A 22,647-nucleotide genomic window follows, 5' to 3' on the forward strand; every position below is an offset into this window, starting at 1 on the left:
ACTTAATTGAGAAAATGGCCCCTTCAGGGCCATTTTTTTACTGTCACTCTTCCCTAATGAAAAGTGGCAGGAAAATGTCAATTTTATTAGTAGCGATTCAATTCGAGGCATTTCACTACAGGTATGCTGAAGAATACCGAAGTAAAAATAATATAAAACAACTCAAATTTTTAAACTCAGTGGTAAGTGTGTTGCGCCCCCAGAATATGGTAAGTCAACCACCATGAAAAAAGGCTCCCAAGGGAGCCTTTTTGCTGTGGTGAGTGCCAGCTATCAGCTACGGCGCTCGACTTTGCGCACCCAACCTTCCGGCGCAGGGCGCAGGCCCTTTTGCATCTCGGTGTACACCTTGTAGATGTGGCCGATGCGCTCACCCACCTTGCCATCGCCCACGGTCACGATACGGCCATCTTCAAAGATGTAAGAGCCAACGGGGGAGACCACGGCGGCCGTACCAAAACCACCGGCCTCAACGATGTCACCGGCTTCGATATCGGCAATAAAATCGCTGAGTTTTACGGTTTCCTGACGCACTTCGCAGCCCAGTTCTTTACCCAGAGCCAAAATCGACTCAGAGGTGATGGAGCGCAAAATGGTATCGGTGAACTCAGGAATAATCAGGGTGCCGTCTTTACGGATATGGAAGTGGTTCATGGCGCCCACTTCCTCGATATATTCGTTGGTGGAATCCAGATACAACACCTGGGCAGCGCCATGCTCGGCGGCAGCCTTACCGGCGCGCAAGGATGCGGCATAGTTACCGGCGGCCTTGGAGGCACCTGTACCACCGGAGACGGCGCGGTGGAACTGGGTGGTGATCAGCAAACGAATGGCATTGAGGTTTTTGCCATAGTAGGCACCGCTTGGGCTTAACACCACACAGAAGGTGTACTGGTTCGCTGGGCTCACCGACAGGCGGTCTTCAGTGGCAAATACAAAGGGGCGGATATAAAGACAGGCACCTTCCTGACGGGGGAACCACAGGCGGTCCACATCAATCAGGGCGTTGATGGCCTCAAGCTGCACGTCTTCCGGAATGTTCGGGATACAGACAATGTCGGCCGAGCGATTGAGGCGCTGGGCATTTTTGTCCAAACGGAAGGTGTAAATTTCACCGTCGTCATGCATAAAGGCTTTGGCGCCTTCAAAGATAGACTGGCCATAATGCAGCGCCATGGCGCCTGGCATCATTTCAAAGGGACCGTAGGGCAAAATACGGGCGTTCTGCCACTGGCCATCCTTGTAGTCCATCATAAACATATGGTCGGTTCTAAGCTTGCCGAATCCAACGTCTCCCTGAGGTTCAAAGGGCTCAGTGCGGCGCTCTGATGCGGGTTTTAAATTGTACTTTATATCCATTGCATACCACCTTGATGACTGACCTTGCAGACTAGGGAGCAGCAGGGATAAAGTCAATAGCGGCGCAAATTCCAACAATAAGAAGCTGTAAACCGTTAAGGAAACTCCATGAAACAACCGCTCAAAGGCCTGCGGGTATTGGATCTCTCAAGGGTACTGGCCGGTCCCTGGTGCAGCCAGTTACTGGCCGATATGGGTGCCGAAGTCATCAAGATTGAACATCCTGACGGCGGCGACGATACCCGCCACTGGGGCCCGCCCTATGCCGGAGGCCACACCGATGGCGATGCCGCCTATTTTCTTGCCGCCAACCGGGGTAAAAAATCCCTGCTGCTGGATTTGAAAAATCCCGAAGATGTAGCGCGAATTCAAAAGCTTGCCCGCCACAGCGACATACTGCTGGAAAACTTCAAAGTGGGCGGCCTGGCGAAATACGGCCTGGATTATGAGAGCCTCAGGGCGATGAACCCCAAGCTGGTGTACTGCTCAATCACCGGCTTTGGCCAAAGTGGCCCGGACGCGCCCCGGGCAGGCTACGATTTTATGATACAGGCCATGGGCGGCCTGATGAGCCTCACCGGCGACGATACCAGCGAGCCCATGAAAACCGGCGTTGCCATTACCGACCTCTTTACCGGGCTTTATGCCGCCAATGCCATTCTGGCGGCCATAGTGGCGCGCCAGTCATCACACCTTGGCTGCCATATCGATATGGCGCTGTTCGATGTGCAGCTCGCCATGCTCGCCAATCAGGCGCAAAATTTCCTCGCCGCTGGCACCAATCCGCCCCGCCTTGGCAACGCCCACCCCAATATCGTGCCCTATCAGGCCTTTGCCTGCGCCGATGGCCACCTGATTTTGGCGGTGGGGAACGATGGTCAGTTTGCCCGCTTCTGCGAGCTGGCAGGACTCAATGAACTGCCCCATGACAGCCGCTTTGCCACCAATGCCGGGCGGGTCAGCCACCGCGAGGCGCTGCTGCCGCTGATAAAGGCCGCCATGCTGAGCAAAACCAAGGGCGAGTGGCTAACGCAACTTAATGCTGCAGGCGTGCCCGCCGGCCCCATTAACACGGTGGCAGAGGCCCTCGATGAGCCCCAGGCCAAACACAGGCAGATACAAATTGTGCGTGACTTTAACGGCGAAAGGCTGCCCTTTATTGGCAGCCCGGTGAGAATGGATGGAGAGACACTGAACTCGCCGCTGCCACCGCCACGGCTTGGGGAGCATCAGCAGGAACTGCTGGCCTGGCTGGATGGACTTGATGCGTGAATGGGGAATCGGGAATGTTGAATGTTGAATGGTGATTGGGGAGTCGGGAATCGGGAGTCGGGATTAGGGAATCAGGAAGGATTCTGAATCGAGGGCTTCGTTTAACGAAAGCAGCCGCAGTGACTCCCACTGCGGCTTTTGCATTGCTATCGTTCACGGTTCACGGTTTACGGTCTATTTCCGCTCGCGGCGCAGGCAGGCACCCAGCGCCAACAGGGCCAGCGCACCTACGCCCAGGCCGCCACCGCCTTCTACTTCAATCACCACCTCTTCCTGGTCATAGTTGGCACTTTCCAGGGGCAGGGCATACAGACCATCGGTATCGTCGGAGCTGATGGTGGCCACTATGTCGCTGTAGCCCACTTCATAGAGGTCAATCAGCACATCGTAATGGTCGGTGCCATAGCCCTGGGCCAGGGTGGTCACCACCTCGTAGTCGTCCAGCTCATTGGCACCGCGAATGTAAAAGGTCTCTGTGGTGAAGTAACGCACCCAGTCACCGCCGTTGCGGCTCAAATACAGCTCGGCATACACGGGCACAGACTCATCGGGATAGTTGGAATACACATCCGCATCGAAGGTCACCGAAAAGCTGCGGTGGAAACCGTCGTAGTCCCTGTCTTCAAACAGGCGGGCAAAGGCATCGTAGAAGCTGAAGTCGTGGTACACGCCATAGCTTTGCTGACGGCTGCGCTGCAGTGTGGAGGTCTTTTGCTTTTGCGCCGCCACTTGCTCGCGGGTCCTGGGCTCGGCGGCCACGGCCTGAATTTGCTGAACCCGAGTCTTAAGCTCGCTGGCAACGGCTTCATCCACGTAGCGACTGCTGTCTGGCTTGTCGCTGAGCTGAGTCCCAACGGCGGCAATCTTCGGCGTGCCAATGGGCGTACCAGTCACCTCGTCTGCCGAGGCATAAGCCGAGCTACTCGCCAGCACAGTGGCAGCCACCAGGGCCTTGATTCTGAAACTGGAAACTGTGCCTTGGAATAATGTCTTCATAGTCGCGTCCTCATACTGACTTGTTGAAGCCATTAAATCCGCTTCGCCATGAACGCTTCCTGAACGTCCACAATCAGTTTCATTCAGTAACTGTTCAGCTTTTGTTCATTTGAAAAACGCTAAAACATGCGTCATGGAAAGTACTTAATGTTCCATCCAAGAATGGATTCTTTTAGACTCTGGAAGAAAAAAGGAGCCAGAAATATGCGAATTGCACTGCTTGTGTTAACGGTTATCTTGCTATCGGCCTCAAACCCGCTTTGGGCTGCCGATCCAAGAGAAAGAGTCAACCTGGCTAATGATGCACAAAGCCAACGCAGCTTTGTGTATAGCAATGCCGAACAGGCAGCCGCAGCCGCCCAACGCAAGTATCAGGGTAAGGTCATTAAAGTCGAAAACCGGAGCAAGGTTAACCAAGCGTCTTATCGCTTTAAGATGGTCAATGATCAGGGCAAAGTCTTTTTCGTCACAGTTGATGCCAGAACAGGCAGTGTAAGAAAGGATTAAGCAATGCGCTTGTTACTGGTTGAAGACGATGCGGCCCTGGCCGCCAATCTGGGGGATCACCTCAGAGAAAACCTCTACAGCGTGGATCTGGCCGCCGATGGCGAGCTGGGGCTGTTTCAGGGGCTGGAATACGACTACGACGCCGCCATTATCGACGTGGGCCTGCCCAAGCTCGATGGCATCAGTCTGGTCACCAAACTCAGGGCCGAGGGCCGCGAGTTCCCCATCCTTATCCTCACCGCCCGCGACAGTTGGGAAGACAAGGTCGAAGGCCTGGATGCCGGCGCCGACGACTACCTCACCAAACCGTTTCACCCACGGGAACTGGCCTCGCGCTTAAAGGCGCTTATTCGCCGCAGCGCCGGTAAGGCAAGCCCCATCATCGAAAACGGCCCCGTTACCCTCAATACCGCCAGTGGCGAAGTGCTGCTTGGTGGCGAGCGGGTCAGCCTGTCGGCCTCCGAGTTTCGCCTCCTGCAGTTTTTGATGATGCACCGGGGCGAGGTGCAATCCAAAACCGTGCTCACCGAACATATTTACGATCAGGACTTCGACCTCGACTCCAACGTGATTGAAGTGTTTATCCGCCGACTCCGTAAAAAGCTCGACCCGGACAATAAGCTCGGGCTGATTGAAACCCTGCGCGGCCAGGGCTACCGGCTGAACCTGCTGAACTGATGTCAGACCCAGCCTCTTTGTCAAAATCTGCGCCAAAGCCTGCGCCCGTGGCTAAGCCAGAGCATGTTTCTCAGCCGAGGCCAACTTCCGGCGTTATCGACCGCTTATCGCTGAAGACGCGCCTTTTCGTCAGTGCCGCCATTCTGGTGGCGCTGCTGCTGCCAGCACTCGGCATCGCCCTGTTTCAGGCGTTCGAGCGTCAGGCGCTGGCGGGCAGCCGCGACGAGCTCGGCGCCCTTATCTACTCGGTGCTGGCACAAACCGACGTGATAGACGGCAAGCTGGAAATGCCGCCCTTCCTCAACGAACCCCAATTCAATGTCGATGGCTCAGGCCTGTATGCCGAGGTGCGCTCAGGCTCAGGCTCTGGCTCTGGGAAAGGCGAAGTGCTGTGGCGCTCCGGCTCCCTGATTGGCCACGGCGCCATCGACAAGCTGCCCAGCCCCGCCCCCGGCGCCGATGCCAAGGTGTTCGGCGAAACCACACTCAACGGCGAGCCGCTGTTCGTCATGAGCTTTACCGCCCTGTACGAGAGCAAGGGCGTGGATGTGCCCTTAAGCATTCATATTCTTAAATCCCAGCAGCGTTACCGCGAGGCGCTCACCGAGTTTGAGTCCAGCCTGTGGCGTTATCTGCTGCTGGCGCTGGCACTACTTGCCGTGGTGCTCGGCCTGTGGCTGCGCTGGACTTTAAAGCCGCTGTCACGGTTCGAGGCCGAACTTAAGGCCGTGGAGCACGGCGACAAGGAGCGCATCGACAGCGACTACCCGGCGGAGCTTGGGCCGCTGGTGCATCAGCTCAACTCGCTGCTCACCACAGAGCAAAACCAGCGCAAGCGCTACCGCAATGCCCTCTCTGACCTGGCCCACAGTTTAAAAACCCCGCTGGCAGTGCTGCAAAGCCACCCGGGACTGGATGAATCCGTGATGGAGCAGGTGGATAGCATCAGCCACTCAATCAGCCATCAGCTTAAACGGGCCCAGAGCGCCGGCGCCGCCTCCTGGCACCAGGGGGTAGAAATCCTGCCCCAGGCCGAGCGGTTAAGTCGTACCTTAAGCAAAATCCACGGCGACAAGGGCATCGACTTCGAGCTTAAGCTCACGGCCGATTTGGTGTTCAAGGGCGATAAGGGGGATTTGACCGAGCTTTTGGGGAATCTTCTGGATAACGCCTGCAAGGCGGCCCGTTCACGGGTGTGTTTAACCGCCACCAAGCACGATGGCAGGCTGCGGCTTATCGTCGAGGACGATGGCCCCGGGGTGGACGATTCGATGCGGGAGAAGATTTTTGAGCGCGGCATCCGCGCGGATACCTATGACAAGGGACATGGGATAGGGCTCGCCATAGTCCGCGACCTGACAGACGCCTATCAGGGGAAGCTGCGGGTCGAGCGCAGCGATTTGCTCGGTGGAGCGAGGTTTGAGGTGTCGTTTCCTCAATGACGTGAGAATCGTATGCAGGAGGTCGCTAGACTTAGCGACGGGAAGTCTGGGAGTTGTTCTTCGAACAACGGGAGTAAATAGTCGTTTTTCAAACGACTGAAAGTAGGTTTAAAGCGAGTCGCTTTGCAAGCGACAGAAGGTCGAGGGTCTTCAACCCACACCCGAGGAAAGGGGACCGTTTCGACAGGCCCCCTTGTCCAATCCCCCAGCGACCCGCAACGAAGCGGACAACTCCTTCGGGCTTATGCTGAAAATTGGCTAACGCGCCAGACGCTCATCCCTGATTCGACTGGCGCTGCTTCTGCATCCATGCCTCGCTACGCCATTTTCAGCAACACCCTCGGCCGCTTCGAGTGGGATTGGTGCAATCCTCAGCAAACGTGTTTTAGGTGTACTGACTCTTACCTAATTAGTTCGCGATAAATGCAATTCTTTAAACTCATCTCCCAGAAATCTGAATTTGTGGCGAAAAAGTCCTGCGAGCTTGGTGTCTGCCGTTGCAAAGAAGATTTGTCTCGACCCTGTAATTGCAAGTTGACGAAGATGATCCAGAAACGACAGCATATTGATGTCATCAATGTGGGCGATTGGATCGTCTAACAAAATCACCGGCGGACCTGATTGAAGGCGACCATTCATCGCCAGAAACAGCGACAGGGCGAACGCGGCACGTTGGCCAGTACTCATTTGGTTTAGTTGGACTTGCTTACCAGTACTTCTTCGGATAATGGCAAGCTTTCCACTTGCAGCCTGTATTTCGAACTCATTAGGCATATGAATACTAGCAAAGGTTTTAGCAATCTCTTCTGCATTCTCGGTTAGAATCTGGTTCGCCAACTCTCCGCCCGAACTTTGTTCAGTAAGATCATCTAAAACTAACTCAGCTCTTTCTGCACGCTTGATCTTCCCATTGGTCACGTCAAGCTTATTGAGCAGTTCTTCGATATTCTTATGCTCTCTAGTTAGTGCTGTATCTTGAGTATTTTCCTGTGCAATGGCTGTAGTAACCTGTGCAACCAGTTGCTGTGCAGCGGTAAGATTTAATACAATTTCTTCAGCTGTAATTTCTGGGCTTACTGTTATGAAGGACGTAAGAATTTGTTGTGCCTTCATTCCTGCTTCAACAACAATTATCTTTTCATGGAGTGATTTTATGAGAAGATCGGTGTCTCCAAATACCTCGATTGACACCTTTTTGGCCAACGTATCACATTCCTGCCTAACAATTTTTGCTTCGTTTACAGCGTTTATTTCGGTGTCTTGCAGTGTTTCTAATAGCTTTTTGTGATCTGACTGAAGACTCAGCAACTTCTCAACCGATGGAAGATCTGTCATTCCCGCCGTAAGTAGCTTCTGAGAAAGGTCATTGAGTGATAATCCTTCTTTCCGAAGTCTCTTAACCAGTGCTCTTAACTCCTCCAGTTCATATTGTTCTTGCTCAAGCGCGGTTCGCTCCTGCTCTATTCGTGCAAACACATCTGCAACCGATATCGATGTAGTACATTCACCGATAAATGTACTTAAGGGCCGCAACAGAGCCAACACATCATTGCAGTTCTCTAACTCGTCATTCGCTGAAGATATATCGGCATTAAGTTGGTTGATTTGCTCAGAGGTAGATTCCTCTACATCTATCATCATCCTCGTATACAACTGGCCTTCTTGGAATTCTGTTTTACATAAGGGGCATTGGTCGGTATGTCCTGACCGCTGTAGTATTTCTTGCGCTGTTCCCACTAAACGCTGCTTCAATATGGACATAGCGTTTTGGTTTTTTTCCAAAGCTTTAATTGACGCTCTAGCTGAATCGAGTTGTCTCTGATATGTGTCGAGACTTGCTTCAAGTGTGTTGATAGCCTCTTCGACAGGAGTTGTCATAAACTGCTGGAGTGAAGTTGTTTCACTGATATCGGCCACCACTTTAAGCCTGAGATCACGAGTCCGAGCCAGATCCAATAGTTCAGTGCCCTGTTTAACTATTTGCGGGAAGTCGGTGCGCGCATATGGAAGTAAAGCCTCTAATGCCTCTTGCCGTGCGACCGCAGCTTGAGCTTCTCTGCGTGCGTTAGCTTCTTCTAACCGGGCAGCTCTAGCTCGCTGATCGAGAGATTTTGCTTCGTAAGCATCATTAGTTAGATTTGTCAGAAGCTGAAGAGCAACACCTGAGGTGATCTGAAGCAAATTGATAGGCGCCTGTCGGACCAATGCGGTAGCAGTAGTTGCTTCTTGAAGCTGGTCTCTCAATGCTTCGAGTTGGCTCTTATTATCTAAAATTCCAATCCATCCATAATTTGATAACGCTGAGCAAAGTTCTAAGAACAGGCTGTCAGAAAGCTTTGGGGCAGCTTTAATCTCCTCAATGCGAGCTTGAGAGGTGCTCTTCGCAAGTAGATAGTGTTCTCTGTCACGTCGAAGGACCTTTAGTTCTTCTTGCAATTGCTTGAAAACTCGTCGTAGTCTATCTGCGAGCCCCTCAGCCGCTGCACCTAGCACTAAACGGGTAACATCTGTTCCAATCTGCTCTGAACTTGCAGATACACTTAGTTCCACTGCAGCGTCTGTATCGAGGAAGTTAAATTTCCCGAAACTATCATGAATAGATATCTTTCTGAGATCGGTTTTAGCATACCAATTTGAGTGGCGTGCGCGCAATCGAGCAGTATCTTCGGTTGAATACAGTTTTTGTTTAGCACCAAGCAAATCCAAGGTAATCGACGTATTATTGAGAATTGGAGACTCTCTACGATTTTTACCGCAATATGCGAACTCTATCGCCTCAAGAAATGAGCTTTTACCTACCCCGTTACTTCCGACAATTAAGTTTACTCGCCCTAGAAAGTGCTCTTTTACTTCTGGGTGTGTTCGAAATCCCTTGATACTCAACCGTTCGATAAAACTATTTGAAGCTGCCTTTTCTGCATCCAGTAAAGATACAGACGTTATTGGACGCGATGCAGGGCGCTTGGTTCCGGAAATAATGCCTCGCACCGCATCCGGAACTGTGATGTCGTTGTCAAGAATAAATGAGAGATCTTGCTGCTCCAAAGTATTTGACCATGTTGTTGCGAGGTCAATTGGAAGAGCTCCTGATGATTCTGGCGCTTGTGCGTTTACCAACAAGTTGGTCATATCGCTTTCTCTCAAGACCTGCTTACGGGCGTACTCTCTATCGGCTTCAACTTTTGTTTTAAGATAGTTGAAATTGCTCCTTTGAGCTTCAACGTCGCTGGTGACGAAATAAAGATAATGGTTCCAGCGTAAATCAGTTGCGGTTTTATTCGAAAAGTACATAGGTGAGAGAATTTCTTCCTGATAACTTTTCAATGATTCAGCTGTAGTAGCAAGTCTGTCGTTCAGGTCGAAGTAACGAATAGCAAAGTCGCGAGAACCAAAGCGATCAATGCCGCGAAATATGCCCGGTCCGACTCGTTCAAGGTCGGGATAGCGGTCTTTGAGCATCGCTTCAACGCGTTGTGCATTGATCATGATCTATCCTCTGTGAAATCAACTGATGATGAATTTGCCGGTGTATCTATTTGATTTGTTCCTTCAGGTCTTCGAACTCCAAATCGGCCATCACGTCGAAACACAACGCAAATCCTGTCTTGAGCACGGACAATTGCATCTTGCAACTCTTCTCCGAACTTACCTTCTGTACACGCCTTTGCAGCTGCGTGGGTTGTTATGACCATATTCAGCTTCTTGTAAGTGCTGATAATGGTAGCGTCATTCGCTTGATCTGAAAGATAGACTAGTGCGGCAGGTCCACGTCCACCGGTATTCGGTTGAACATTGTAGTGTGGAGCATTGCTCGTCCATGAAAATTTAAAGCCATTCGCTAAGTCTTGCACCGGAGGTGGCCACGGAACATCGCATTGAATAAGGCTGATTGCGTCTTGTGCTCGCTGCAATCTTTGGAAACGATAAGAAGATCCAGGTCGAGAGGTGTCAGGGTCTTGGTGGACCGTCAATCTGCGTATTGATTCCTCATCCCTGTCCAGATGTATTGCGTCGAGTTCTTTGACAACATACCAAGAATTTGGCGTTCCTTGAGGTCCCATCAGCAATTCGATCGCGCGCTCAACAGCTAGGGGACTAGCTTGCGAAGCCAAATGCAGATGCTCTGAAATCGCTTGGTAACCACCCAGTGCCTCAGAGAAACCGTCATTCGCAATAGCCCCAGGCTCCCAACTATTATTGTTTGGATCCCAAGACCAACGCCCTTCTACACCAATGAAATTTTTCGGTGCTAAGGCTTGTTCCCCAAGAAAAAACAGCTTTTGCTTTTGTAACTGAATAATCTGTCCTTCATAATTGAGAAAAAATGAGTGCCAGCGTTTTTCCAGTAAACAATAGTACAGTCCCTTGCGATGCAAAGCGTCAATTAGTCCATCGTCAGTACCGAACTTAGCTGGCGGAGCGTACCAAGCCGAGCCGGCGACATTGTTCCAATCCATTTGTCTGCCACCACCTTTGTTTTCCTTGATGCTCTTAGCCCAATTCACGCATAGAAGTTCGACATTACTGTTAGAACCTACAGAACATAGCCTTTTGCGGTAGGCTGCATAATCAGCATGCGCTGGTTTCGGATTGAGCTGGATGTGTATCAAGAGACAGTTGTTATGGATTCTGTCTATGTGTTCAGTGAAATTAAAGGCATCTGAACAAATAATTGAGACCAAACCTATTGAGTTAATGTCACGATTAAATGCATAAATCGTATCACCAAGGCAAAGTGAGGTTTGTTCGACGTCTCTGTAGTCCCTACATGGCACTGTTTTGAGCTGTGCTAGAAGGAATAATACAGGCTGGCCATCCTGATTTTCAGTCCAAAAAATGTAGAGCAGTGGATCAACATAACTTCTTTGTGCAGCTTGTCGCCCGTCAATAGGTTTGTGATGAAACAAGCAACTTCCTGTTGCGTTGTAATGCCGAGCGCGTTCCAGGAAATCAATTGGAGAAATACTTTCACACCCAAGAACCCAGATAGCACCATGCGGGGGTCTTAAGCCCCCATTAACTATTTGATCCACAACTGACCAAGGGACGCAATATTCGGGAGCTACAGCTAAATCTGAATAATTATTTGCGGCTATTGATAGAAATTCGCGGCATAAGGCATAGCCAACATCAGCGTTAGCATGGCCTACTCGCGTACTATTGGCCTCAACTAAACCTGGCGGTTGAAGCAAAACAGCCCTATAGGGATCCCGTGTAGGATCTAGAACATGCAGCTTCATAAGGGTCAGCGAATACGGTTGCTGACGAAGTACCTCTTCAACGTCTACGATATTGATCGCCAAACGGCCACCTCTCTATTATTAATGTTCCAAAACGCGTACCATACCAATTATCGTTTTCTCAATTATATTCATTGCTGGCAGACATCTGAAAAATAGGAACACTTCCGCTTTTCCTAAAAAATTAAATTATGCAAGCCAATTAAATAGCATTTGCATGTTTAATGTTTTTAATATAACTTACAAAATAAAACTTCTGCTCTAGTCGAGTTTACATCCATCTCAACATGAAGTAACGACTTCAAGTTTAACAGTTAGGGAATTAGCTTGCGATACTAATCGGTCATATTTCATGCAACACATCTTCAATAACAGACTCAAGCTTAGAATTCCAATGACCATCTTGAACTGAGCTAGATATTTTTAAATGTTCAGAGTGACGTATTAACTGAGACTTTATAGTTTTGATCCATTTATCATCATTATCATACACCTCTAGAATCTGTTCAAATGAATAGAGCATTGATGATACAAACCAGCAGTACTTTGTATACTCACCTGTCCTATTGGTAGGCTTTTGCATCCCCATAGAAAACTGAGGATTATCTATACATAGCTGTAGATATTGCTGATAAATACTAATAGCGGTTGAGCTTTTCGACACTTGTGAGTTTGAAGTTATTTGTTTATAAGCAATGAATGCTGCAATAATCGCAACAACAACCGCAACAACCGTCGCAATTTTGGATAAAATATCAAGCCACTTTAGCCAAAGTTCAACATCAAGAAGAGCGGCCCATCCTATCTTAAAACACATTAAATTACTCATTTACCCCACCAACCTAAATAAAATTTGTTTTTCAAGAGTCAAATAACCAAAAACCTGCAGGAACTGGCTTAAACTCCGAGCTTTCGTCGCTCATTACACAGACGTCGAAAAGTGCGGACACCCACAACTCTTTAGCGACGAAACATCCACGCCGAAGATTACACCGCTCCCGCTTGAAGCGGCCGCGGGGTATTGGTGTCTGTTGCGTGGCCGAGGTATGGATACCGAGGCAGCGTCAGTCGAATCAGGGATGAGCGTCTGACGCGATAGCTATAAGACACCAAATGCCCAAGGAGTCGTCCGCTTCGTGGCGGGTCGCTGGGGGATTGGATAAGGGGGCCTGTCGAAACGGTCCCCTTTCCCCGGGTGTGGGTCGGCGACCCACGATTTTCGCCAAACGCAGTTTGGCAATCTCCCCAAACCAACCGCAGGTTGGTTTACCTGCCAATTCATCCCGGCAAAGCGCAGCGCCCAAATTTCGGGTTGGCTACCGCACCGGCGCTTGCTGCCTTAGAGCGTACCTGACCAACTGGCTTTGGTTAAAAGCCGTTTGTAAAAAATTCAACTAAAACAACAGCAAGTTAGCAGCTTGGGCAGTGACAAACTTAGGGTTAGGTCAAGTTTTGTGCAGTGTCTTCTGCTTAATGACCTGCTTAATGCTACTTAATGATCAGCGGGTGCCACATGGCCTTGTGAGATGAGGGGAGAAGCTGAAGGGTGAGTGAGCTTTTAGCTGTCCCTGCTTTGCTGGCCGTGCCTGTGAAGGCGTGGCTGAGCGGTTCTTCCCTGATCCACATTGTCGTTTGCTGCGCTGCTTGCACACTCTTGTTCAGCAATGACTTAATTAACCCCTGAATTCATCATCTTAGGGTTAAAAAACCTTGCCAGTAACAATTTGATCCAAGCTACAACAAAGAAAGGCATTGGGCAACCTGAACCGCCCTTGATATAGCCGCAGGAATACCACCGATCCTGAAACTCGCACCCAAACCCGCTCGAAGTGGCCGCAGGGCATTGGCGTCTGTTACGTGGCCGAGGTATGGATACCGAGGCAGCGTCAGTCGAATCAGGGATGAGCGTCTGACGCGATAGTAAAAGGACGCCAAATGACCAAGGGGCTTTCCACTTCGTCGCGGGCGCCCTTTGGAGTGCAGAGGGCTTTGGGCGCGCAAAGCCCTCTGCCCGGGTGAAGCCTGGAAGGCTTCGACTTACCATCGCTTGCAAAGCGACAACACCAGCAGGGTTTTAATTAAAAAAAGAGAGCGCATCCACAAGGCTCATTGAGTAACAAATCCACCATGGGCAGATGGGCAAACTGCCGCCCAATCGTGGCAGAAAGCTCACAGGCTCATCAGATCCCGCAGCAAACTGGTTTGGCGGCGGGAGACTTCAATGCGGGCGCCGCTGGAGAGGGTCAGCTCCAACCCGCCACTGCTGCAGGCTTCGATATGACGAATATGCGCCAGCTGCACTATGTGCTGACGACTGACCCGAAAGAAGTGTTGGCCTGGCAGGCGCGGCTCGATTTTATTCAAAGTGCGATAGATGAGCGGCTTGTTGTCGTCAAAATAGACCTGGGTGTAGTTTCCCTGGGCTTCGAAGCGCTCCACATCACCGAGCCTGACCAGATAACAATTGCGCCCATCTTTAACGAAAAACTGGCTGTCGAGGGTCATTTTTTCACTGCGATTGGCCGATTCTATCGCCAGCATTGCCCTTTCACAGGCCTGCTGCAACCGCTGACTGTTGATGGGTTTGAGCAGATAATCCAGCGCCTGTTTTTCAAAAGCCTGCAGGGCAAACTCTTCAAAGGCGGTGGTAAAAATCACCCGCGGCGCCTCATCAAGGCTCGCCAGTAGCTCAAAGCCGGAGCCGTCGGGGAGGTCGATATCCAAAAACAGCAGATCCGGTGCATGTGCTTCACAGGCGCTGATGCCCTCCTGCACCGAGGCGGCTTCGGCCACCACGGTAATACCTTCTATGGCTGCAAGCTGCTGTTTCAGCTCCACTCTTGCCAGCCTTGAGTCTTCGACTATCAGTGCCTTAAGCAATTTCCCTGTCCTTTTTATCCAGCGGCAAGCGCAAACACGCCACCACGTTTTCTCCGTCGGCCCGAATATCGAAGGCGGCCTTGCCTGCCAGCCTGTGGGCCCCATCGCCATTCCGATAACCACTCTCAAGACCACTCTCATGGCCATTCTCGAGGCCATTCTCATAACCATAATGCAGTTGCAACCGCTGGCGAATGTTTTGAATGCCTATCCCAGCGCCCCGGGCATCTTCCGGCGCCAAGGTGCCGGGGTTGGTGACTTCCACCAGCAGGCAGCCTGCTTCGCAGCGCGCCGAGATATCGATTCTGCCGCCCTGCAGCCGCTTGCCTATACCGTGTTTAATGGCGTTTTCCACCATCAGCTGCAACATCATCTTGGGGAACAGCACATCCTGGCAGTCCGGCGCTATGTCCAACTGGTAACTGAGGCGGGATTCGAATTGCAGCTCATTGATACTGAGGTACTGCTTAACCGTGCCGAGTTCCTGCTGAAACGGAATAAGGGCGCCGCTGTCGGCGTACATTACGTAGCGCATCACATCCGACAGCTCAGTTAACATTTGCCGCGCCTTGTCTTTATCCTCCAGGATAAGCGCTCTGATGTTATTGATTGCATTAAAAATAAAGTGCGGATTAATCTGGCTTAGCAATAAATCCAGCTGCGCAGCCTGCAGCGACTGCTGCAGGGCTTCCTGTGCCTTCTCACGCTGGCTGAGCAGCCGCTGGCGCTTAATCACCAGATAAAACAGCGACCAGAGCAAAATAATAAACAGGGTATTGGGGATGGACATCAGCAGCTGAGACGGCGCCTCCGGGATAACCTTGCCAAACACCAGCGCCTGATTAGGCAGCAGCACCAGCGCCACTAAGGCGGTGGTTAACAGAGCCGCCAACAAGGCGCCCAAGAGCACATGGGCCACCGCCTTGCCCAGCGACTTATCTTCAATAAAGCGATGAAAATACAGTCGCAGTAACCCTGTGGACACCATCAATGCCGCAAACAGCGACATTGAATTGACCAGCTCCCCCAATCCGAAATGGCTGAAGTAGCCCCGCACACTCAGGTTGAGCAGGGCGAAACTTCCCCAGCCAAGCGTCTGGTACAGCCAGAACCGCTTCAGATTGGAGCTCACAGCGCCTTCACCCAATTGGCGATATCCAGGCTGACTGCGTCACTGAAGCTAATCTCACTGGTAACATATTCATTGGGCAGCCCAGATTTGGCAGGCTGGAACAGGTGGTTAAGACCCGGATAGATACGGGTGGTCAGCAGCTCATGCTTCACGTTGTTTTTAAATCCTTTTATGTTGGGGTCGGCCAGTACCTGCACATCCAACTCACCATTCAACGCCAGCACCGGCATGGTCAGTTTGGCCAGACTGGGGGCGGGATCGGCGCTGACAAAGTACCTGAACCAGGGGCTGGAAAGCTGCTCTGCCTTGGCTTTGGCACTATCCTGCTCATCGCCTAGGGATACCATCAGCTTTGTCAGTTCATCAGTCGCCACACCGCGGCGCACCGCGCTGAATATTTGTTTTTGCGCCCTATCATCTTTTTCGAGCGCCGCTTTGTCCATCCCCATCAGCTGAGAAATTCTAAAGGATTGATCAATCAGGATTTGCTCGCCGCTGGTGCCAAGCCCGGCCAGCGATACCAAAAAATTAACTCTGGGCTCTTTTGCCGCAGCCAGGGTGCCTATCAAACCGCCCTCGCTGTGACCGACAAAACCTACCGGCAGCTTGTCTGCCCAGGGCTGGCTGCGGATAAACTCAAACGCGGCCAGGGCATCGGTGGCAAAATCCAGACTGGTGGCACTGGCAAAGTCGCCACCCGACTGACCCACGCCCCTGTCGTCGAAACGCAGCACGGCAATGTCTTCCCGGCTCAGTTGATGGGCGAGCACCAGAAAGATTTTATGACCAAAGGCTTCGGCATCCCGGGTGCTGGGGCCCGAGCCCGACAGCAAGATAGCGACCGCTCTCGGTGTCTTTGGCAGGCTGAGGGTTCCGGCCAGGGTGATACCGGCCTCACTGGCAAAAGTTACATCCTGCACCTCGTAATCTGCGCTGAACAGCTCCTGCGGCCTGGGCTTACGTCCCGCCAGCGGTTGCTGCTGACGCTCAAAGGTCACAGGGGCACTGAAACCGCCCTGCTGATACTGGCTGTGAATCGCATCCCCCTGCCACTGGCCCTCGATGTTGATGGCGGCGGCCGGTAAGCCCAGCTTCAATGCCTGGCCGGTCAGGCTGGCCTCAGGAAAACAGATATCAAACTGCCCCTGCGCCGGCACATCCATGCATGCCTCAAAGCCTGAATCTGACTGTTTCAGCTTGAGCACCAGCCCAACCGATGTTTTGGCGTTGACCTTAAGCTCGGCGGTCCAGTTGCCGTTGATGGTCTCAGTGACAGTAGAGTCGGCATACGCCGGGTAGCCAAGACTGACAGCCAGCAGGCTGGCAGCCATCCAATGCAGCTTGCTCCGTACCGGGGTTGAAGGGCGTTGTGTATTGCTGATGTTGTGGCTGGTAAAAGGTTTCATGGCTGCACTCCTGTTATCGTTTTGATGAAGCCATGCTAACGGGACGCCCCCAGCCCAAGGGCAAGACTTATGCGAACGGCAGAAATTCTCTTTGAGTGGTTTCCTTCAGACCGAGCAACACTATTGATATGGATAATGATCGAAAAGTGAGACGACATCCTCGACCATGAGCTGCCGCACGCCGCCAACTCTGCCCAAAGACAGGCCATACTCCCCAACCAAGGAGCAGACAGGGTTTACGCGTAGATGCACTGGATAAGTGATTTAAAATGCTCTGTTTTATGGTAATTGCAACTGTCAGTTGACAAAATGGTAAGCCGGATTGGTGGTTGGCAACCCAGTGAATTTCTAAGATGAGTGCATCTAAAAGCAGCAAGGAACAGGCGCAATGATACTGGCAGACAAGATAGTGAATTTACGTAAGCAAGCCAACTGGTCTCAGGAGGAGTTGGCTGACAAGATGGGAGTGTCCAGGCAATCCGTATCCAAGTGGGAGAGCGCCAACAGCATCCCCGATCTGAACAAAGTCATCCTCCTGGCAAACTTATTCGGTGTCTCGACCGACTACCTGTTAAAGGACGAGATAGACAGCTTTGACACCGGTAAGGTCAGCGAGATGCCGGACGTCTCACTGATCTCCTTGGAGCAAGCCAATCACTATCTTGAGTGCAAGGTCAGCGCTGCGGAACTCACCGTCAAAGGAGTATTACTCTGTGTGTGCTCGGTTATTCCCTTGTTCTTTTTTATGGCGATGGCGGCGGCACAGCGGATGGGTATGACCAATGACCTGGCGGCTGCCTGCGGAATTGTAGGCATTCTGATACTGGTATGCCTGGGTATCAGTTATTTGATCAAGATAAACCAATTTGAAACCGATACGGCCACCATAGATAACGAGCAATTTGAACTCAGTTATGGTGTCCACAGTGCCTTTCAGGAAAAGCTGAATCACTTTAAACCCAGGTATCATAGTCGGTTGTCACTGGGAATTTTCTTTTTCATCGGCAGTTTTATTCCGCTCATGCTGGGCAGCCTTTTCTATCCGGGAACTGAGACCATATTCATGATGCTGATTGTGCTGATGCTGATGATAGCGGCAGGCTTATACCTGGTGATCCCGGTGTCAGCAAGGCTCGATGCTTATAGCGCCATCCTCAGGGATAGCCTGAACAAAACCGCGAAAGCAAGACGAAGCGAGAAAGCAAAAAAGCTGGCGGGGTTTTATTGGCCGCTTGTCACCGCAGTCTTTCTGGGGTGGAGTCTGTGGACCATGAATTGGGGCGTGACCTGGATTATTTGGCCAGTCAGTGCAGTGCTGTATGCGGCCTTGGTCGGCTTAACGGAACTGCTCGAAAAAGACCAGCGATAGCCCCTTCATTAGCGTGCAGGGTGAAGTTTGGCCAAACGCCCTGCAACGCTCACGATGGAGCCCCTGCCTCCGACTTTCCCAGTCGCATTTTCTCCAAAACAGTGCCGTCTGCGTTAACAGAATATCCGCATGGCGGGCCTGAGGCCCTTCTGCTCAAAATTCATTTTCAACAAGCAGGCGACAGAAATTGTTCTGTCGTTTGCTTTGCGGCCGTTTTCACCCTTCAGCCTTCGTTCATCTTCAGCCCTGTAGCCTGTAATCAAACTGGCATCATGCCCGTGTGAAACAATCAAGGAGGCCCTATGAACAGGTCTATCAAAATACAACTTGTGTCGGCCCTGATGTGTTTGCCCCTGTTTTCCGGCTGCACCTCGGTGGCCCAGGCCGAGCCGAGTGAATACAGCAGCAGTATCCGCGCCGAGCGCTTCAGCGAAGCCGAGCTGGCACGGCTGCTGGCACCCATTGCCCTCTACCCCGATACCCTGCTGACCCATATCCTGATTGCCTCCAGCTATCCGCTGGAGGTGGTGGAAGCAAGCCGCTGGCGTGAGAAAAATCGCAAGCTCAGCGACAAAAAGCTGATGGATAAGGCCGAGAAGCAGGGCTGGGACCCCAGCGTCACCGCGCTGATTGCCTTCCCCAATGTGCTGGAGCGCATGAGCGATGACCTCAACTGGACCCGGGATCTGGGGGATGCCTTCCTCGCCGATGAAGAAGCGGTGCTGGACAGCATACAGATGCTGCGCCGCCAGGCCGACCGCGCCGGTAATCTGGACGGCGGCGATAATCTGGTGGTGAAACGCCAGCCCACGCAAATCATTATCGAGTCGCCCAGCCCCGAAATCATCTATGTGCCCTACTACGACCCACGGGTGGTGTATGGTCACTGGCGCTGGAACCGCTACCCGCCGGTGTACTGGGCGCCCTTCCCCGGCTATGTGAGTTATCACCGTCACTTTGGCTGGCATTCGGGGATCAGCATTTCCTTTAACTTTTACTTCTCGAATTTCCACTGGTACGACAGGCACGTGATAGTGCACCACCATCATCACTATCGCCGCCCACCGGAGCCAAGGTATGCCATCAGCCAGGGTGCACAGCGCTGGCGCCATGACCCGGGCCATCGCCACGGTGTGGCCTACCGCAGCGCCGACGTCCGCCAGCGCTTTAATGTGAGCACCCCCAGCCGGATTGAGCGCGACCACAGACGCCATGACGAGTACAGCCGTGTTGTGTCGCAGCAGCACAATCCCCAGGTAAAGCAGCGGGAGCTGAGCCACAGCCGCGAGCAGGACTTCAAGGCCCGTATGAACAGCAGCGAACGCCGCTTTGAAAACAATGACCATAGCGCCCGTGAACGGGAAGTGGGCAATAGCTCCCGCGACCGTGAGATCGGTCATCAATCCCGTGAGCGTCAACTAAACCAGCAGCTGAACAGCCGTGAGCGCAATGACAGCCGTGAGCGTGCAGACAGCCGTGAGCGGAATGACAACCGCGAGCGCAGCCAGCCGCAGCAGCGCGGATTCGAGCAGCGTGAACAGCAGCGCGAGCGCCAGCAGTTTCAGGAGCGTCAACGCGAGATGCAGCCACAACCTGCCCAGCCAAGGGAGCAACAGGTGCAGCGTGAACGCCAGCGCGAGACACAGCAGGAAGTCCGTCAGCAGCGCCAGCAGCCCCGTGAGCATCAGCAGCCCCAGCGGGAACGCCCTCAGCCACAGCGTGAGCGCCACAATGACCATCCCCGCGAGCGCAACCTGTAACCGCGTTTAAGGGCCGGGCTGACATTGCCCTGCCCACTGGCAGCGATTGCAAGGCCGCTGAAAATATGCCAAAAACAAAGACCGGCCCTGCCGGTCTTTTTTATTGCCCGCGTTTTACTGAGAACCGCTCTGATTAGATCCACTCAATCAGACCCGCACTCATTAAACCAGCATTATTTAGACCCGCATTGGGCACCACCTTTTTACCGCCCATCGGAATGGGCCCAGCCAAGTCAGGGAGTCTAATCTCATGTCCGGCCAAATCAGTGCAGCCGACACTGCGCAAACCGTTGCCACCTTCGACAAACATGCAAAGGCCTATCGCGACGCCTTTGTGCTGCTGCCAAGTTATCTGGCCACCTTCGATGCGCTGGCGGACAGGATGCAGCCCAGTCATAGGCGCTTACTGGACCTCGCCTGCGGCCCGGGCACCTTAAGCCTTCACCTGAAATCCCGCGTCCCCGGGCTTGACATCACCGCCACCGATTTATCGCCACAGATGCTGATGCTGGCCAAAGAGGCGCTGCCGGATGGCGAGTTTCATTGCCTGGATCTCAGGGATACCGCAAGCCTTACGGGCGAGTTTGATGTGATTGCCTGCGCCTTCGGCCTGCCCTATCTCGACAGCCACAGCACCGCGCAGTTTTTAAAGGACTGTGCCGCCAAACTGGCCAGTGAGGGACTGCTGTATCTAAGTTTTATCGAGTGCGACGGTAACCCCCATGTTCAGACCAACAGCCACGGCGACAGCGTCTGGCGTCAGGGGCACACCGCAGATGGCATCCAATCGCAACTGAGCGCACTGGGGCTTACGCCGCTGTGGCAGCATCACACAGAAACCCGCGGCGAAACCGAGCACTTTTTAATCGCGATTAAAGGTCAATAAAAAAAGCCGGTCACTGACCGGCTTTTTCATATCCAGGGCTAAGGCTTACTTACAGTTACGGCCCTTACAGGTACCGCCTGTGTTACCGCCGCCGCTGCTCTGGCCGTCACAGCCATAGGTGGTCAGGTAATCCACGGCGTCTTTGGCTTTCACCAGACCATAACCGTAGGAATCATCACGACCGGCTACGCCCAGATCTTCGGCAGTGGCACGCAGCGCCGCACGGATTTGGGTGTTGGAACACTGAGGGAAGTGGCTCCAAACCAGCGCAGCCACACCGGCTACGTGTGGAGTGGCCATGGAGGTACCGTCGAAGTAGGCATAGTTACCGGCGCCGATGCTGACGCTGGCATTGCTGCCAACCTTGGCCAGCATGGCCGCGCCGTCTACGTCACTCACGCCCACAGATGGGATAGAGGTGACCACGTCGCCCATGGTGCCGTTCAGTGCACCTGACACGTTGTTGTAGATGATGGCCGCAACACCGCCGCCGTTTTCACAGGCCTGCACCTTCTCGGCGAAGGAGATCACGCCGCGCTGGATAAGACACACCTGACCGTTGGCGTTACAGGCTGTCTCGCCGGTGCCACAGTCGGCCAGCATGCCAGAAGCATCGCCGGTGGGTGAACCTTCCATACCTATGGCTTCATAACCTGTGCCGGCCACAGTGGTGCTGGCAACCAGTGCAGTGCCGGTTGGCACAGACGAGAGCACACCCACACCTGGACCAGAGAGTTCAACCTGGCTGGTCTTTTGGGAGAAGTCGGCAACCACCTTGTTGCTGTCGATGGCAGCAACAGATACCACAGAGTTGTAAGAGGCTGGGTAAGAGTGACGGGTGTTGCCATCGTTACCGGCGGCAGCGATAGACAGCACGCCACGGCTTTCAGCGGCGGCAAAGGCCGAGTCTTCGGTGCGGCTTGAGCGGCTGCCACCCAGGCTCATGTTGATAACCTTGGCACCGGCCTGCTCACACTTGTTCAGCGCCGATACCAGTGAAGAGGAGTAACCCCAACCATCGGCATTGAATACCTTGATGATGTGCAGGTTCAGGTTGCCATTGGGGTTTACACCCACCACGCCGGTGTTGTTGTTCAGTGCGGCGATGGTGCCTGCCACGTGGGTACCGTGGTGGTTTTCATCGGTGAACCAGTTGCCGGTGCCGGCATCGTTGGTGCCTGTTACCTGGTTACCGGCCAGATCTTCGTGGGCCAGTTCATAACCGGAGTCGATGATACACACGGTAGTGTTGGAGGTGGCGGCATCGCTCAGCAGGTCGGCCTGCACCATGGGGATACCGTAAGGCACAACCTGACCCAGAGGATAGCGCTTGGCATCCACTTCAACGTACTCCACGTTGGGGTTGTTTTCGAGGCCTTTCAGGGCCTTGGCTGGCAGGGTAAAGGCAGCGGCATTGTGGCTGCTCAGATCCAGGGCCATCTTGCCACCCTGAGACTTCAGCTGAGCCATTACGCTCGGGCCCTTGCCTTCTTTAAACTTAACGATATAGCGCTCCTGGTCGGCAGCATAAGCGCCAGAACAAAGCGCCAGGGTTACAGCCGCGGCCAGTGGTTTGTAAATGGATTGCATTGCATACTCCTGTGCATATTCAAAGCGGTCATCTGATGGAACAGTCAAACGCCATACAGACCTTGTTATTATTTTTTATTACATTTGTAACACTTTTGTATCACAAAGGCCTGTTATACGCACAATCCAT

16 protein-coding genes are annotated in these 22,647 nt (G+C 52.7%); 7 read left to right on the forward strand and 9 right to left on the reverse strand.

Annotated features, from left to right (window positions below):
- Positions 1-273: 273 nt before the first annotated feature.
- Positions 274-1,359, reverse strand: a complete 1,086-nt coding sequence (locus K0H79_RS17200; protein ID WP_220076628.1) for a branched-chain amino acid aminotransferase — start codon at positions 1,357-1,359, stop codon at positions 274-276.
- A 108-nt stretch (positions 1,360-1,467) separates the two neighbouring features.
- On the opposite strand from K0H79_RS17200, the gene K0H79_RS17205 reads away from it, so the two are divergent.
- Complete coding sequence (locus tag K0H79_RS17205; RefSeq protein ID WP_220076629.1) at positions 1,468-2,631, forward strand: CaiB/BaiF CoA-transferase family protein; 1,164 nt, start codon at positions 1,468-1,470, stop codon at positions 2,629-2,631.
- Between the two features lie 174 nt (positions 2,632-2,805).
- Here K0H79_RS17205 and K0H79_RS17210 read toward each other — a convergent pair whose 3' ends face one another.
- Entirely contained in the window at positions 2,806-3,627 is an 822-nt protein-coding gene (locus tag K0H79_RS17210) for a choice-of-anchor H family protein (protein WP_258405425.1), read from the reverse strand.
- A 147-nt stretch (positions 3,628-3,774) separates the two neighbouring features.
- Here K0H79_RS17210 and K0H79_RS17215 point away from each other — a divergent pair, with 147 nt between their 5' ends.
- The 3 genes from K0H79_RS17215 to K0H79_RS17225 are packed head-to-tail and all read left to right on the forward strand — an operon-like array spanning position 3,775 to position 6,254.
- Positions 3,775-4,134 (forward strand): PepSY domain-containing protein, encoded by a 360-nt coding sequence (locus tag K0H79_RS17215; RefSeq protein ID WP_220076631.1) that lies wholly within the window; start codon positions 3,775-3,777, stop codon positions 4,132-4,134.
- Positions 4,135-4,137: 3 nt separating this feature from the next.
- On the forward strand, positions 4,138-4,812 hold the full coding sequence (locus K0H79_RS17220; RefSeq protein WP_220076632.1) for a response regulator transcription factor: 675 nt from the start codon (positions 4,138-4,140) through the stop codon (positions 4,810-4,812).
- Positions 4,812-6,254 carry an ATP-binding protein gene (locus tag K0H79_RS17225; protein WP_220076633.1) on the forward strand — a complete coding sequence of 481 codons (1,443 nt, stop codon included), beginning with the start codon at positions 4,812-4,814 and terminating at the stop codon, positions 6,252-6,254. Before K0H79_RS17220 ends, K0H79_RS17225 begins: the two co-directional genes overlap by 1 nt.
- Before the next feature lie 405 nt (positions 6,255-6,659).
- Here the strand turns inward: K0H79_RS17225 and K0H79_RS17230 are convergent, their stop codons facing one another.
- The 6 genes from K0H79_RS17230 to K0H79_RS17255 all read right to left on the reverse strand — a co-directional run bounded on the left by K0H79_RS17230 (position 6,660) and on the right by K0H79_RS17255 (position 16,912).
- The gene (locus tag K0H79_RS17230) at positions 6,660-9,740 is read right to left on the reverse strand and encodes an AAA family ATPase (RefSeq protein WP_220076634.1); all 3,081 of its coding nucleotides are present in this window, start codon (positions 9,738-9,740) and stop codon (positions 6,660-6,662) included.
- Complete coding sequence (locus tag K0H79_RS17235) at positions 9,737-11,557, reverse strand: hypothetical protein (RefSeq protein WP_220076635.1); 1,821 nt, start codon at positions 11,555-11,557, stop codon at positions 9,737-9,739. The genes K0H79_RS17230 and K0H79_RS17235 overlap by 4 nt, the downstream gene beginning before the upstream one ends.
- 280 nt (positions 11,558-11,837) lie before the next feature.
- Positions 11,838-12,323 (reverse strand): hypothetical protein, encoded by a 486-nt coding sequence (locus K0H79_RS17240; RefSeq protein ID WP_220076636.1) that lies wholly within the window; start codon positions 12,321-12,323, stop codon positions 11,838-11,840.
- A 1,340-nt stretch (positions 12,324-13,663) separates the two neighbouring features.
- Positions 13,664-14,374: a LytTR family DNA-binding domain-containing protein gene (locus tag K0H79_RS17245; RefSeq protein WP_258405426.1), complete on the reverse strand. Its 711-nt coding sequence runs from the start codon at positions 14,372-14,374 to the stop codon at positions 13,664-13,666.
- Positions 14,367-15,506 carry a sensor histidine kinase gene (locus tag K0H79_RS17250; protein ID WP_220076638.1) on the reverse strand — a complete coding sequence of 380 codons (1,140 nt, stop codon included), beginning with the start codon at positions 15,504-15,506 and terminating at the stop codon, positions 14,367-14,369. The genes K0H79_RS17245 and K0H79_RS17250 overlap by 8 nt, the downstream gene beginning before the upstream one ends.
- A complete protein-coding gene (locus tag K0H79_RS17255; RefSeq protein WP_220076639.1) occupies positions 15,503-16,912 on the reverse strand; it encodes a S9 family peptidase in 1,410 nt (469 codons plus the stop codon). The genes K0H79_RS17250 and K0H79_RS17255 overlap by 4 nt, the downstream gene beginning before the upstream one ends.
- 388 nt (positions 16,913-17,300) lie before the next feature.
- Between K0H79_RS17255 and K0H79_RS17260 the strand changes: the two genes are divergently transcribed.
- The 3 genes from K0H79_RS17260 to K0H79_RS17270 all read left to right on the forward strand — a co-directional run bounded on the left by K0H79_RS17260 (position 17,301) and on the right by K0H79_RS17270 (position 20,927).
- Positions 17,301-18,281, forward strand: coding sequence for a helix-turn-helix domain-containing protein (locus K0H79_RS17260; RefSeq protein WP_220076640.1), 981 nt, complete (start codon positions 17,301-17,303; stop codon positions 18,279-18,281).
- A 302-nt stretch (positions 18,282-18,583) separates the two neighbouring features.
- Entirely contained in the window at positions 18,584-20,041 is a 1,458-nt protein-coding gene (locus K0H79_RS17265) for a DUF3300 domain-containing protein (RefSeq protein WP_258405427.1), read from the forward strand.
- 250 nt (positions 20,042-20,291) lie between these two features.
- Positions 20,292-20,927 carry a class I SAM-dependent methyltransferase gene (locus tag K0H79_RS17270; RefSeq protein ID WP_220076641.1) on the forward strand — a complete coding sequence of 212 codons (636 nt, stop codon included), beginning with the start codon at positions 20,292-20,294 and terminating at the stop codon, positions 20,925-20,927.
- A gap of 45 nt (positions 20,928-20,972) precedes the next feature.
- On the opposite strand, the gene K0H79_RS17275 is transcribed toward K0H79_RS17270, so the two are convergent.
- Complete coding sequence (locus K0H79_RS17275) at positions 20,973-22,517, reverse strand: S8 family serine peptidase (RefSeq protein ID WP_220065888.1); 1,545 nt, start codon at positions 22,515-22,517, stop codon at positions 20,973-20,975.
- Between the last annotated feature and the right edge of the window lie 130 nt (positions 22,518-22,647).

Source organism: Shewanella sp. FJAT-52076 (assembly GCF_019457455.1).
GTDB classification, from domain to species: Bacteria; Pseudomonadota; Gammaproteobacteria; order Enterobacterales; family Shewanellaceae; genus Shewanella; species Shewanella zhangzhouensis.